Below are 14,317 nucleotides of genomic sequence, written 5' to 3'. Positions count from 1 at the left end.
ACTATGACAGAAGTTGTTATTGTGGCTGCGAAACGTACGGCATTTGGTAAATATGGCGGTTCATTAAAACATTTGGAACCTGAAGCATTATTAAAACCATTATTTCGTCATTTAACTGAAACCTATTCAGAAGCGATGGCTCATATTGATGATGTAATCCTTGGAAATGTAGTAGGTAATGGTGGAAATATTGCTAGAAAAGCTTTGCTTGAAGCAGGGTTAAGTGAACATATACCAGGTTTAACGATAGATAGACAGTGTGGTTCAGGATTAGAAGCGGTCATTCATGCATGTAGAATGATACAAGCGGGTGCAGGTCATATTTATATTGCAGGTGGTGTAGAAAGTACGAGTAGAGCACCATGGAAAATTAAAAGACCACAATCGGTTTATGATACACATTTACCGGAATTCTTTGAACGTGCTTCGTTTGCACCAGATGGACAAGACCCATCAATGATTGAAGCAGCAGAAAATGTTGCTAAAACCTATGGAATTACAAGAGAAGAACAAGATCAATACGCTTTAAATAGTCATAAAAAAACAATAGAAGCCTATGAAAACAATATCATTCAACAAGAAATTATAAATTTAAGTGCTAAAGGTGAAATATTTAATAGAGATGATAGCATCAAAGAAAGATTAAACGTACGTACATTAAGCCGTTTAAAACCTTTATTGTCAGAGGGGACAGTTACTGCTGGAAATTGTTGTATGAAAAATGATGGGGCAGTATTACTTATGATTATGGATAAAAAAACTGCTTTAGCACATAAATTTAAGGAAGGCTTAATATTTAAAGATAGCATTACAATAGGTGTAGAACCGACATTGCTGGGTATGGGTCCAGTACTTGCAGTTTCTAAGTTACTTCGCAAAAACAAGATGACGATAGAAGACATCAACGCAATAGAATTAAATGAAGCATTCGCGTCTCAAGTAGTAGCCAGTCAAAGATGTTTGGATATTCCAGCACATAAGTTGAACAAATATGGTGGTGCTATTGCTACTGGTCATCCGTATGGTGCAAGTGGGGCTGCACTTGTAACTCGCTTATTTCACATGAAAAATGATAAACGTACTATTGCAACAATGGGTATTGGAGGAGGAATGGGCAATGCAGCCTTATTTGAAAGATGGTTATGAGACAAAAGTAATCATATTTAATGCTGAAGCAGTACGGCAATATAATGCGTTTTTTAATATTTCGGAAGAAGATGTCGTTCAACCACTTTATTGCGCCAAGTTATGGCCCGAATTTACGTTATTTCAACCGTTTCAAAAAAAAGAAATCATACTTAGAGAAACCCAAGTTACTCAAATACACGATATAAAGGTGAATATACACTATTTAGCACAAATGTGCGTGATAGAGCAGAAAAAGGTACGCCAATTTATGAAATATGTCTTGGAATTGCAAATTAATAAAAATAAATCTAAATGTATAACTATCAGACAAACGTTTATGGAGAAATTTTAAAATGTTAAGTATAAACGCTAAAGAAATAAACACCTATTTAAAATTAATCAATGACCAAAATCCGATTCATGCACATATTGTACCTGGACAAATGATTGTGCAAATGGCACTTCAAAGTCAACGATTACAGTGGACATCATATCGCGTTAAATACATTGAAACTGTTGGTATAAATGAGTTGATACAATTCCAAATGATTTCCGAAAGTATCGTAGTTATTTTAAATCAACATGATGAAACCCTAATTAAAATAATTAAAGTTTAAAATAATAATCCATTAATTTTAGTTTTATTTATTTGTAAAAATCAAATGCATATGATGAATTTTTGCAATCATCAATATACATTTTTTGTATAAATATGATTTAGAAATCCTTTGTAAAACTTAATTCAATTTGACAATATTAATTAACTACGTATAATTATATAACATGTTAAGGGAGTGGACACATTCATGGATTATGAAAAGGATTTTGATAAAAGTAATATAAATAAGGTTGATCCTAAAGCAGCTAAAAAAACTGTGTTTGCCACAGGTATCGGAAACGCGATGGAATGGTTTGACTTTGGTTTGTATTCTTATTTAGCGGTCATACTAGGGCAAAATTTTTTCAGTTCGGTTGAAAATGATCAACTCAAGACTATTTTTACATTTGCGACATTTGCGATTGCATTTTTACTTAGACCCGTTGGTGGTATTATCTTCGGTATGATTGGAGATAAATATGGTCGGAAAGTCGTATTAACGACAACTATTATTATGATGGCGTTCTCAACGTTACTCATTGGATTATTACCTACATACGATCAAATTGGCGTTTGGGCACCGATATTACTCTTACTAGGTAGGGTATTACAAGGTTTCTCAACTGGTGGAGAGTACGCAGGTGCTATGGTTTATGTAGCAGAATCATCACCAGATAGAAAACGAAATACATTAGGTTGTGGCTTAGAAATCGGTACATTATCCGGTTATATTGCAGCGTCTGTTTTAAGTGGACTATTATTCTTCTTCTTAAGTGATGACCAAATGGCAACATGGGGTTGGAGAATTCCATTTATCTTAGGTTTATTCTTAGGTATATTTGGTTTTTATTTAAGAAGAAAATTAGAAGAGTCACCTGTTTATGAAAATGAACTTGCATCGAAACCGAAGAGAGATAATATTGGTTTCTTAACAATTGTCAGATACTACTATAAAGACATCATTGTTTGTTTTGTGGCAGTTGCGTTCTTTAACTGTACAAACTATATGTTAACTTCATATATGCCATCATATTTACAAGAAATTGTGAAATTAGATAGTACAACAGTATCCGTATTAATTACTGTAGTCATGGCAGTGATGATTCCATTAGCATTAATGTTTGGACGCGTTGCAGATAGAATCGGTGAGAAGAAAGTATTCTTAATTGGTCTTATCGGTACAGCTGTATTGAGTATTGGTGCCTTTGCATTAATTCAAACAACAACAATTATCTTTGTAATCGTTGGTATCTTCGTTTTAGGTTTCTTCTTATCAACTTACGAAGCAACGATGCCAGGTTCTTTACCTACAATGTTCTATACACATATAAGATATAGAACACTAGCAGTAACATTTAATGTATCTGTATCACTATTTGGTGGTACAACGCCATTAATTGCATCATCACTTGTAGCGAAGACAGGAGATCCATTATCTCCAGCATATTATCTAACAGCAGTAAGTATTGTTGGTATTATCGTTATCTCATTATTACATGTAAGTACCTCTGGTAAATCACTTAAAGGTTCTTATCCTAATGTTGAAAGTGATGAAGAGTACGAGTATTATGCCAATAATCCTGATAAAGCAATGTGGTGGGCAAAAGACAAACGTGTTTAATTAAATAAATATTTTTAAATTAAAAAATTGAATTTTAAGCTGTCATCAAGTTTAGCGACTTTATGGCAGCTTTTTTGTATAAATGCCGCTTGAGTCAATATTTTTAAATCAAAGTGATGATAGTATTGTTCTTAAATTAAAAAATATCAAAATAACAATTGACACTAGAAAAAAACAGTGTATTATTATCGTTAGATATCTAATTAAATGAGGTGCTTGTTTGGAACAGTCATATGGATATTTATTTAGAATGATAAGCCATGAGATGAAACGCAAGGCAGATCAGCGTTTGAAAATGTATGATATTACAAACGAACAAGGTCACGCGCTAGGTTACTTGTATGCACACCAAGCGGATGGACTTACACAGAACGACATTGTGAATGCCTTACAACGTAAAGGTTCAACAGTAAGTAATTTACTTAAGAACTTAGAAAGTAAGAAGCTCATATACCGTTATGTAGACGCGGATGATACTAGGCGAAAAAATTTAGGTCTAACTGCATCAGGTAGGAAATTAGTTGAAGGGTTTACAGGTGTATTTGACGAGATTGAAGCACTCATGTGTGCGCAGTTATCAGAAGCAGAGAATGAAACAATGAAACAAAATCTATCTAAAATGCTTAGCAGTTTAGAAGATTAGTTACTATAAGTGGCTGTTATAAATTGAAAAATTAACAGCCACCATATTTTTGAATATATAGTTAGATATCTAATTATTAGGTGTCTAAATAAAAAGGAGTAATATAGAAATGAAAGACGAACAGTTATATTATTTTGAAAAATCTTCAGTATTTAAAGCGATGATGCATTTTTCAATTCCTATGATGATAGGAAGTTTATTAAGTGTAATTTATGGTATTTTAAACATTTATTTTATTGGATTTTTAGGTGATAGTCACATGATATCAGCCATTTCACTCACTTTACCTATATTTGCAGTGTTAATGGGTTTAGGTAATTTATTTGGTATCGGTGGAGGAACTTATATTTCCCGGTTATTAGGTGCGAAAGATTATGTGAAAACGAAATTTGTGAGTAGTTTTTCTATTTATGGCGGCCTTATATTAGGAGTTATTGTTATTTTAATGACTATTTTCGCTACTGAACAAATTGCTCATTTATTAGGTGCACGTGGTGAAACACTTGGTTTTACAAGTGCATATTTAAAAGTAATGTTCCTAAGCGCACCATTTGTCATATTGTTCTTTATCTTAGAACAATTCGCTCGATCCATTGGTGCACCAATTATCTCAATGATTGGTATGTTGGCTAGTGTGGTTTTGAATATCATTTTAGATCCTATTTTAATATTTGGTTTTGATTTAAATGTAGTAGGTGTTGCTTTAGGTACAGCTATTTCAAACGTTGTTGCGTCGCTATTTTTTATCATTTATTTTTTGAGGAAAAGTGACATAATTACAATGAGTTTGAACTATGTAAGACCGACGAAAGAAATATTAGTAGAAATTTTTAAAGTAGGCTTTCCAGCATTTCTAATGAGTATTTTAATGGGCGTTACAGGATTAGTTTTAAATTTATTTTTAGCTGGCTATGGTAACTTTGCCATTGCGGGTTATGGTATTTCATTTAGATTAGTACAGTTTCCTGAATTGATTATTATGGGGCTATGTGAAGGTGTAGTGCCATTAATTGCTTACAATTTTATGTCTGATAAAGCACGTATGAAAAATATTATTAAAGTCGTAATTATGACAATCGTTGTGATTTTTGCAGTGTGCATGGTCATTGTGTTTACGACAGGTCATCAATTGATAGGTATTTTCTCTAATGATGCGGCTAGTGGAGGAATGGCGACATTTATGTTGAAAGTAACAATGACCTCATTATTATTAAATGGCATTGGTTTCTTATTTACTGGTATGTTGCAAGCGACTGGTCAAGGACGTGGTGCAACGATCATGGCTATTTTACAAGGTGTAGTCATTATCCCAGTTCTATTTGTATTGAATGGATTATTCGGTTTAACTGGCATCGTATGGTCATTATTAATTGCAGAAACAATTTGTGCTTTGGCTGCGATGCTCATTGTTTACTTATTACGAGATAGATTGACAGTAGATAAAGCAGAATTATTAGAAGGTTAATCTTTCTAATTTAATATAATAATACAAAAATCTTTGTGCATTCAAAATGTCTGCGCGAAGATTTTTTCGTTTTGTGTTATTTTTAAATAGTAACGAACTATTTATAAATATGGGGGATTTTATATGGCTTTGACAGTAGAGCAGTATTGGCGCAAATTTATTGAAGCATTTCCAAAATACAAAGGTGTACAATTTGAAGCATGGTCTTTTGGTGTTGATGAAGATGAATTAGCTAATTTAGTAAAACAAGGTGAAAAAACAGCAACAACCAGTGGTTATGAGACATACAAAGTAGAAGGTGAACCGCTACCGGAAGTAGGAGATGTCAGTGTTGTATTAAATGAGAAAGGTCATCCACAATGTGTGATTGAGACGACACGTGTATACCAAACGCCGTTCAATGAGGTGACAGAACATCATGCTTTCTTGGAAGGTGAAGGAGATAAATCGTTAACATATTGGCGTGAAGCGCACACAGCATTCTTTAAACCGTATTATGAATCATTAGAAATCGATTTTAATGAAACTTCAATGATGGTTTGTGAAGAGTTTAAGCTACTGTATGTATAAAAAGAGTGGTACATCAGTTAGAACTGCTTCGAGGTTGCTCTCCAAGCAAACAAAGGGGACAATCTTTGTCTAACTGTGTACCACTTAGGGTGTGTTTTTATAGGGATGTGTTATTCAAAGTATGTTTAAGGGGACAACTTAGACATACTTTTTTTAATTTCATATTTCTTAATAAGGGGAGTTAATTGTATATCGTTTCTTCTAATTTCAATTTATTGCATCTTCTGTGTTGTCTTCGATGAGTCGAAAATAACTTAATAACTTAATTTCATGTTATCAACATCATTTTCTAGTAGAGAGAGTAACTTATATAATTCATTCGTGTTGAAGCTTTCATCGAACTTAACAGAAATCGTTTTGAAAGTCTTGGTGATAATTTCATATATTGGGTTACCATTTTCAAAAGCCTGTTTGTAGATAATCATGTTGAGTTTCCCTCCTTCATCTCTCTACACTACATATAATAATAGAAATTCATGCGAAATACATGAGTCTACAGTATCAACTTTTTATCAGTCTAACGTCGTATAACATCAGAAAGGCTGATGTAAAGCGTTTTCTGATGATTTGTTAGACAATTACAAAAGTTAGGTTATCTAATAATCAAAATAATAAATCGTATATTTAGTTTAAATTTGCACTTTTAGTAATATTTCTGTAACATTGTAATCGAATCGTAATTTGATTCAAAAAATCTTTAAATGGAGTGATACCAAATGAATAAGATAGCAAAGACTTTTGTAGCTGGTAGCATTGTATTTGGGACTGCATTAGGCATAAGCGTTTCTAATGAAGGTGTATCACAAACCGAAGCACAAGCAGCAACGACGCAACCTTGGTATGAGTATAGTGGTTATACTTCAAAAGGTGGGGATTTTGTACTAGATCAATCATTTTATAATGGTTTAAAAGCAGGTAATGTTGAATTTAATGGTATTAAAGTGAATAGTCAATATACTTCTGATACAGCGACTAAAACAATATATGATCAAACATTCCAACAAATTAATGGAAATAAAGCGAATAGTGTAACTTTTGATATACAAAATAAAGCAGTAAGTTTTAAAGATATACGTGTGCAATATGGTCAAAATTATGAATATCAAGAACCCATGAATGGTGAGAAAAAAGCAAGTGGCGATGGCTTATACGGATATGATGTAGGCAAAGGTCATATTGTATTTTATGTAAGTAATGGTTACGTGAAAAGTGCAACGCTCTCATAACCCATAAATAGAATTTGGAATATAAAAGCCCATCGTTAACATTACAAGTTAACGATGGGCTTTTTAAATTATTTAAACTTCTGTCACTTCTACGTCTATGTGTTCAACACGATTATAGGCACCGTGGTCTACTGGACCGACAAAGTCATTCATTTTCCAACCGTTCTTAATTGCAGAGGCAACAAATGCTTTAGCTGCGATAACGGCTTCTCTCGGTGATTTGCCATTTGCTAAATAAGCTGTAGTAGCGGCAGCAAATGTACAACCAGCACCGTGGTTATAACTTTGTTGGAACATGTCTGTTGTTAATTGATAGAATTTTTGACCATCATAGTATAAGTCATAAGATTTATCTTGATCTAATGCTTTGCCACCTTTAATGATAACGTGCTTAGCACCTTGCTCATGAATTACTTCAGCAGCTTTTTTCATATCTTCAATTGATTTTAATGTTCCTAAATTAGCGAGTTGACCAGCTTCAAATAAATTTGGTGTGACCACTGTCGCTTTTGGTAGTAAGTATTCAATCATAGCGTCCGTATTTCCTGGGTTAAGTACTTCATTTTCCCCTTTACATACCATGACTGGGTCTACGACAAAATAATCTGCGCCAGATTCAACATAGGCGTCGCCAGCACGTTTAATGATTTCTTGTGTACCTAGCATACCTGTTTTAACAGCATCTGGACCAATGGAAATCGCCGTTTCTAATTGTTTTTCGAATACATCAAATGGAATCGGTGTTACATCATGTGACCATGATTTTTTATCCATCGTGACGATTGAAGTTAGGGCTACAATACCGTATGTGCCTAGCTCTTGGAAAGTTTTTAAGTCGGCTTGCATGCCAGCACCGGCACTTGTATCTGAACCGGCAATTGTTAATGTTTTTTTCAATGCCATGGAATTTCACTCCTAAATATCTTTTGCATATATCATACCACGTTTGTCGAGTATTCTAAATAAAGGAAGTTTGTAGTGAAGTTAAATTTATCACTATTGAAAAAAGATATTATTATAGAAGTAATTGGACTAATAATCTCGATGTCGAGAAAGTAACGAATAAAAGATTACCTGAGCTAAAGCGCAAACGGTCTAAGAACATATGAACTAAAGTTCATACGTAAGTGGTACTAAACTTGCTTAAAGCAAGAAGTTCCACTAATAATTTTTGCGAAGCAAAAAAGTAGTGCTTTATGTTATTATATCAATGAGGTGAGAGGTATATGGAATGGTCGGATGTTTTTCATGAAATAACTACGCGACATGATTTTGCTGCAATGCATGATTTTTTAGAAAAAGAGTATACTACAGAAATTGTTTATCCAGATAGAAAAAATATTTATCAAGCCTTTGATCTAACGCCATTTGAACAAGTGAAGGTGGTTATATTAGGGCAAGATCCTTATCATGGACCGAACCAGGCACATGGTTTAGCATTTTCTGTGCAACCAGATGCGAAATTTCCGCCCTCTTTAAGAAATATGTATAAAGAACTGCAAGATGATGTGGGATGTATTAGAAAATCGCCGCATTTGCAAGATTGGGCACGCGAAGGTGTATTGTTATTAAATACTGTGTTGACAGTACGACAAGGTGAAGCACATTCACATAAAAATGTTGGGTGGGAAACGTTTACCGATGAAGTAATACAAGCTGTATCAGAACATTTAACACACGTTGTGTTTATATTATGGGGAAAACCCGCACAACAAAAAATTAAATTAATCGATACATCGAAACACCATATTATTCAATCACCACATCCAAGTCCATTGTCAGCGTATAGAGGATTCTTTGGTTCTAAGCCTTATTCGCAAGCAAATACATATCTACAAGCCAATGGTAAACAACCCGTGAATTGGTGCGAGAGTGAGGTTTAAAAATGGAAAAAGATAAAATTATTCAATTAATTGAACAAGAATTAGTACAAGCAGATGAAGCAAATAGTAACGCAGAATTTGAAAAGCATATTTATGCGATTCATACGTTAACGTCATTAGTGAGTGACAGTTCATCTAATAAGAAAGTATATAGTGACAACAGTTTTAATGTGTCTTCTTCTTTTAAAGCGTCTAAGTCACAGAATGTCTCATCTAAGCAGGGTGTATCTGAGGATGAGATTCGCGCAATGGGTGGAAAAGTATCAGGTGTTTCTTCATCTAATACAAGCACAAATTCATCACTTACTGCGAATAAATTAGTAACAGATGATGAAATAGGCAATGGTGATTCCATTTTTGATTTTTAAATAATTTTAAATAGTAAAGGATATGAATAGATCATGATGAAAGTGTTTATTATTTTAGGCGCATTAAATGCAATGATGGCTGTAGGTACCGGTGCGTTTGGTGCACATGGATTAGAAAATAAGCTGTCTGCAAAATATTTATCAGTATGGGAAAAAGCAACAACTTATCAAATGTATCATGGGCTTGGATTACTAGCCATAGGTATTATTAGTGGTACAACTTCGATCAATGTAAATTGGGCGGGTTGGTTACTTTTCTTTGGAATTGTATTTTTCAGTGGTTCTTTATATATCTTAGCGTTAACACAAATTCGCATACTAGGTGCAATTACACCTATTGGTGGCGTACTGTTTATTGTAGGTTGGTTAATGTTAGTGATAGGTACGTTTAAAATATAAATTTATAATTGTTATAGAATTCATCTTGTGGGTATAATACACTCCATGAGGTGAATTTTTTATGAGTCAAAATAATCAGCAAGTAGATAGAGGAGATTTAAAGAAAAATCTATCTGAAAAATTTGTGTGGGCGATTGCTTACGGGTCTTGTATCGGTTGGGGTGCATTTATTCTACCGGGTGACTGGATAGGACAATCGGGACCAATTGCAGCAGCGATTGGTATTGTCATAGGTGCATTGTTAATGATACTTATTGCAGTGAGTTACGGTGCATTAGTTGAACGATTCCCAGTTTCGGGTGGCGCGTTTGCTTTTAGCTTTTTAGGATTCGGAAGATATGTAAGTTTCTTCTCATCTTGGTTTTTAACATTTGGTTACATATGTGTAGTGGCATTAAATGCTACTGCGTTTAGTTTGTTAATTAAATTTTTACTGCCAGATATTTTAGAAACAGGAAAATTATATACCATTGCAGGTTGGGACGTGTATATCACTGAAATTCTCATTGCATCGTTATTGCTTATTGTATTTATGTTTATAGCGATTAAAGGTGCTAGTGTGTCAGGATCACTACAATACTACTTCTGTGTAGCGATGGTTATTACTATATTACTATTGTTCTTTGGTTCGTTCTTTGGAGGTAATTTCTCTTTAGATAATTTACAACCATTAACCAATGAAAAAGAAGGTTGGTTTACTTCCATCATTATGATTGTTGCTGTCGCACCGTGGGCATATGTTGGATTTGATAATATTCCACAAACGGCAGAAGAATTTGATTTTGCACCAAATAAGACGTTTAAATTAATTGTATATAGTTTATTAGCAGCTGCATTTACTTATGTTTTAATGATTTTATATACAGGTTGGTTAGGTACAACATCAACAAGCCTAAACGGTAATTTATGGTTAACGGGTGCTGTTACGCAAGAAGCCTTTGGTTATATTGGTTTAGCTGTATTAGCAATTGCGATTATTATGGGTATATTTACTGGCTTAAATGGATTCTTAATGAGTTCAAGCCGTCTCCTATTTTCAATGGGACGTTCAGGTATTATGCCTTCTGTATTCAGCAAGTTGCATAAAAAATATAAGACGCCTTATATAGCAATTATTTTCTTAGTAACCATTACATTAATTGCACCTTGGTTAGGTCGTACAGCACTAACTTGGATTGTTGATATGTCTTCTACAGGTGTATCAATAGCTTATTTCATTACTTGTTTATCAGCAGCTAAATTATTTAGTTATAATAAATCAAGTAACACGTATGGACCTATTTATAAAACATTTGCGATTTTAGGATCAATTGTATCATTTATCTTCTTGTTGTTATTATTAGTTCCAGGTTCTCCGGCGTCACTTTCAGCACCTTCATACATCGCATTAGGCGGCTGGTTAGTGATTGGTTTAATCTTCTTTATTGTGCGTTATCCAAAATTAAAACGCATGGATAATAATAAATTAAGCTTGCTTATCTTAAACCGTTCGGAAAGTGAAGTTGTAGATTTAATTAATGAGAACAAGGCTGAAAACACGAATAAATAGTTTTTCTTGTGATTATTTTATGAATAAAGCATAGAAAACTTAATAAATAGTGAATTAAAACAAGTAGTATTCCTTTACGGTGTGCTGCTTGTTTTTTATTGGGTTAAATCTATAAATTGGTTTATCCATCAAAAAGATAATAAATCACAGTTTGCAGAAGAATCTGTGTCATAAATGAAACATATAGGTTTTGATAGCTAATAATTTATGACTAAATGAATTTATAATAAATTTTTAATAAAATAAGCCACACATGCACTCTTTTCAACGCATGTGTGGCTATTTATATAAATATTAGATTCTTTTTTTACGTATTTTTGTACCTGAAATAATTAGTTTAGAAATTTGATCTGCAAAAAGTAGACCTAAGGCGATAGCACCAGCAATAAGCGTTACTTCAAGCATTGTATTAATGGCTTTACTAAATTCTAAAAGTACTAAATTTTTCGTAGCATCAAATGCTAAACCACCAGGTACGAGTGGAATAATACCGGGAATCATAAAAATGATGACAGGTTCTTTTTTAGAGCGTGCCATAATATGACTTAAGCAGCCTAATGCAAGACTACCAAAGAAACTTGAATAAATTGTATGTGTATTTAAACCATCGAAAAATATGATATAGACCATCCAACCGCATGCACCTACGATACCTACCGTGTTATATAAGCGTTTTGGGACATCAAATATAACGCCGAAGAATAGGGAAGCGGTATAACTAAATATAAAATTTAATATCCAAAACATAGACATAACTCCTAAAATATAATAAGTATTGTACTAACGCCAGCTCCAATACCGAATGCAGTAACGAGCGCTTCTAATGATTTGGTGGTAAACATTAACATATGACCGCCAAACAAATCTTGAATTGCGTTTGTAATTAATACACCAGGTACAATAGGCATGACTGCTGCAATTATAATGGTAGAAATTGAACCACCGGGTATGAGATTATGACCGATAATGGTGACTAATCCAATAACTAATGCGCCCATAAATTCTGGGATAAATTGGGCATGCAATTTTTGTTGTAATATTTCGACTACAATATAACCGAAGGAACCAGCTAATAACGCTGTTAATACATCAGTTAAATGGCCGCCTTGTAAATATAAAAAACTGACAGATATGACGGCAGCAGCAATGAATTTATAAAAAAGGTAGTGGTTTTTTATACTTTGTTCTTGATATATTTTTTGAAGTTCTTGAAATGCGTCTTCTAAAGAAATGTCACCGAGCGCCAAACGTCTAGAAATGCCATTTGTTCTGGAAATGCGGTGTAAATTCGTATCGCGCGTTCTAATTCTATACATACGTGGATATGACTCATCATGAAGCATGAAGTTGATAACGGTATTTGTAACAAAGCTATTACTTTCTTTGTGTCCCAAAGTGATAGCGATGCGTGTCATCGTATCTTCTACTCGAGAGCCTTCTGCACCAGATTCTAATAATATTCTTCCTGCTAACATGATGACATCTTTTGCCATCTTTTCATCATAACTTTCTATAGCTTGATTATATATTGTCATTTAATCACCAATTAATATTTATTTGAGCAACCCTGACAATCACTGCCTACAGGTTGAGTATAAGTTGCTAAAGTAATATTTTTTATTGTAACACTTTATGATCGTTATTTGTTATTTGAATTGGAGCAAGTGCTTAAATGAAGGAAAACTGTATTTTGTGCAATTAATTCAATACATTTATGTTTCAAATATTTCAAATAGGTTAGAATAGTATTAGTTAACTGTTACAGACATGTATTGAGTAGCGACAATATACAACAGTTAATATTAAATTAAGTAGTGATTAAAAGTTCTCCCAAACACACTACATTCAACAAAGGCACACTTATTTATGTGATGAGCGTGCCTTTGTTTATTGCGCTGATTCACACTTAATAAAATTTGAGAATTCTTTTTATGATTAAAGTGAATTGATAACACGTGTACATCGGAAATTGAGAAGATGTATGAAAAAATATATAAAGAAGGTAGCGACATCAATTGCCGCTACCTTCTTTAGTTTGAGAAATATGATAAATCCATTGAATGATTTTATAAAGCAAATAAATCTTGTAAGTTATCTTTAGTCACAATATGACCTACATAAAAGCTTCCGAAGTCGCCATAACGTGCAGTTGTTTCATCGAATCTCATTTCATAAACAATTTTTTTGAATTGTAAAGGATCATCTGCAAATAAAGTGACACCCCACTCAAAATCATCAAAGCCCACTGAACCAGTGATGAATTGTTTGATTTTACCAGCATATTGTCTACCTATTTTACCGTGAGCATACATTAATTCTTGGCGTTTTTCTAACGGTAACATATACCAGTTATAAGTTTCATTACGACGTTTATCCATAGGATAGAAACAAATATATTCAGATTGTGGTAATTCTGGGAATAATCTTGGTTTGATGTGTGGATTTTCATAAGGATCTTCGTCAGATTTTCCTGCAAGATAATTACCTAATTCGATGATTGATACATAAGAATAGGTTGGAATTAAGAAATCTGCAATCTTCAATTTATTAAATTCGTTTTCAAAAGCATTTAAATCTTTCATTTCTGGACGCAATGCCCATAAAAGAATATCTGCTTTTTGACCTGTAATATTATAAAAAGCATGATCACCTACGTGATTTGTACGCGCTTCTTCATGTTTATTTAAAAATGTTTGTAATTCATCTACGATTGTTTGACGCTCTTCTGTTGGAACTAAGCGTAAACTTGACCAATCAATAGCGTATAATAAATGTAAACTATACCATCCATCTAACGTTTCTGGTGCTTGTGGCATTTAAATCGCTCCTTTTTCATGAAAAATTCTATGTCTTCACTACAAAATTCT

The 14,317-nt window shown here is 33.4% G+C and carries 17 protein-coding genes; 12 read left to right on the top strand and 5 right to left on the bottom strand.

The window, feature by feature from the left end; all coding sequences use genetic code 11:
* Nucleotides 1-3: 3 nt before the first annotated feature.
* The 7 genes from KA893_RS04895 (at nucleotide 4) to KA893_RS04865 (ending at nucleotide 6,025) form a co-directional block, all read left to right on the top strand.
* Nucleotides 4-1,146, top strand: a complete 1,143-nt coding sequence (locus KA893_RS04895) for a thiolase family protein (protein WP_002484086.1) — start codon at nucleotides 4-6, stop codon at nucleotides 1,144-1,146.
* Nucleotides 1,118-1,480 carry a hypothetical protein gene (locus KA893_RS04890; RefSeq protein WP_041079777.1) on the top strand — a complete coding sequence of 121 codons (363 nt, stop codon included), beginning with the start codon at nucleotides 1,118-1,120 and terminating at the stop codon, nucleotides 1,478-1,480. Before KA893_RS04895 ends, KA893_RS04890 begins: the two co-directional genes overlap by 29 nt.
* Nucleotide 1,481: 1 nt before the next feature.
* Entirely contained in the window at nucleotides 1,482-1,745 is a 264-nt protein-coding gene (locus KA893_RS04885) for a hypothetical protein (protein WP_041079776.1), read from the top strand.
* A gap of 189 nt (nucleotides 1,746-1,934) precedes the next feature.
* Nucleotides 1,935-3,347 (top strand): MFS transporter, encoded by a 1,413-nt coding sequence (locus KA893_RS04880; RefSeq protein WP_075339814.1) that lies wholly within the window; start codon nucleotides 1,935-1,937, stop codon nucleotides 3,345-3,347.
* 220 nt (nucleotides 3,348-3,567) lie between these two features.
* On the top strand, nucleotides 3,568-3,990 hold the full coding sequence (locus KA893_RS04875) for a MarR family winged helix-turn-helix transcriptional regulator (protein WP_041079775.1): 423 nt from the start codon (nucleotides 3,568-3,570) through the stop codon (nucleotides 3,988-3,990).
* 109 nt (nucleotides 3,991-4,099) lie between these two features.
* Nucleotides 4,100-5,455, top strand: coding sequence for an MATE family efflux transporter (locus KA893_RS04870; protein WP_194440778.1), 1,356 nt, complete (start codon nucleotides 4,100-4,102; stop codon nucleotides 5,453-5,455).
* Between the two features lie 123 nt (nucleotides 5,456-5,578).
* Nucleotides 5,579-6,025: an ASCH domain-containing protein gene (locus KA893_RS04865; protein ID WP_002484081.1), complete on the top strand. Its 447-nt coding sequence runs from the start codon at nucleotides 5,579-5,581 to the stop codon at nucleotides 6,023-6,025.
* Nucleotides 6,026-6,279: 254 nt separating this feature from the next.
* Here KA893_RS04865 and vraX read toward each other — a convergent pair whose 3' ends face one another.
* Nucleotides 6,280-6,450, bottom strand: a complete 171-nt coding sequence (vraX, locus tag KA893_RS04860) for a C1q-binding complement inhibitor VraX (RefSeq protein ID WP_002484080.1) — start codon at nucleotides 6,448-6,450, stop codon at nucleotides 6,280-6,282.
* 291 nt (nucleotides 6,451-6,741) lie between these two features.
* Between vraX and isaB the strand changes: the two genes are divergently transcribed.
* Nucleotides 6,742-7,251: an immunodominant staphylococcal antigen IsaB family protein gene (isaB, locus tag KA893_RS04855; RefSeq protein ID WP_002484079.1), complete on the top strand. Its 510-nt coding sequence runs from the start codon at nucleotides 6,742-6,744 to the stop codon at nucleotides 7,249-7,251.
* A gap of 72 nt (nucleotides 7,252-7,323) precedes the next feature.
* On the opposite strand, the gene thiD is transcribed toward isaB, so the two are convergent.
* A complete protein-coding gene (gene thiD / locus KA893_RS04850; RefSeq protein WP_002484078.1) occupies nucleotides 7,324-8,154 on the bottom strand; it encodes a bifunctional hydroxymethylpyrimidine kinase/phosphomethylpyrimidine kinase in 831 nt (276 codons plus the stop codon).
* Between the two features lie 323 nt (nucleotides 8,155-8,477).
* Between thiD and KA893_RS04845 the strand changes: the two genes are divergently transcribed.
* From KA893_RS04845 to KA893_RS04830, 4 genes are all read left to right on the top strand, one after another.
* Nucleotides 8,478-9,134: a uracil-DNA glycosylase gene (locus tag KA893_RS04845; RefSeq protein ID WP_002484077.1), complete on the top strand. Its 657-nt coding sequence runs from the start codon at nucleotides 8,478-8,480 to the stop codon at nucleotides 9,132-9,134.
* A gap of 2 nt (nucleotides 9,135-9,136) precedes the next feature.
* On the top strand, nucleotides 9,137-9,502 hold the full coding sequence (locus KA893_RS04840; protein WP_002484076.1) for a DUF5327 family protein: 366 nt from the start codon (nucleotides 9,137-9,139) through the stop codon (nucleotides 9,500-9,502).
* A 36-nt stretch (nucleotides 9,503-9,538) separates the two neighbouring features.
* Nucleotides 9,539-9,901, top strand: coding sequence for a DUF423 domain-containing protein (locus tag KA893_RS04835; RefSeq protein WP_002484075.1), 363 nt, complete (start codon nucleotides 9,539-9,541; stop codon nucleotides 9,899-9,901).
* Between the two features lie 61 nt (nucleotides 9,902-9,962).
* Nucleotides 9,963-11,450: an APC family permease gene (locus KA893_RS04830; RefSeq protein ID WP_002484074.1), complete on the top strand. Its 1,488-nt coding sequence runs from the start codon at nucleotides 9,963-9,965 to the stop codon at nucleotides 11,448-11,450.
* Between the two features lie 294 nt (nucleotides 11,451-11,744).
* On the opposite strand, the gene KA893_RS04825 is transcribed toward KA893_RS04830, so the two are convergent.
* From KA893_RS04825 to hemQ, 3 genes are all read right to left on the bottom strand, one after another.
* Nucleotides 11,745-12,197, bottom strand: a complete 453-nt coding sequence (locus tag KA893_RS04825; protein WP_194375982.1) for a threonine/serine exporter family protein — start codon at nucleotides 12,195-12,197, stop codon at nucleotides 11,745-11,747.
* Between the two features lie 11 nt (nucleotides 12,198-12,208).
* Nucleotides 12,209-12,979, bottom strand: coding sequence for a threonine/serine exporter family protein (locus KA893_RS04820; RefSeq protein ID WP_373688260.1), 771 nt, complete (start codon nucleotides 12,977-12,979; stop codon nucleotides 12,209-12,211).
* 537 nt (nucleotides 12,980-13,516) lie between these two features.
* The gene (gene hemQ, locus KA893_RS04815) at nucleotides 13,517-14,266 is read right to left on the bottom strand and encodes a hydrogen peroxide-dependent heme synthase (RefSeq protein WP_002484071.1); all 750 of its coding nucleotides are present in this window, start codon (nucleotides 14,264-14,266) and stop codon (nucleotides 13,517-13,519) included.
* Nucleotides 14,267-14,317: the final 51 nt, after the last annotated feature.

Source organism: Staphylococcus sp. GDY8P126P (genome assembly GCF_017891965.1).
In the GTDB taxonomy this organism is placed as follows: domain Bacteria; phylum Bacillota; class Bacilli; order Staphylococcales; family Staphylococcaceae; genus Staphylococcus; species Staphylococcus saprophyticus.
This window is presented reverse-complemented; position numbering and strand designations above follow the sequence as displayed.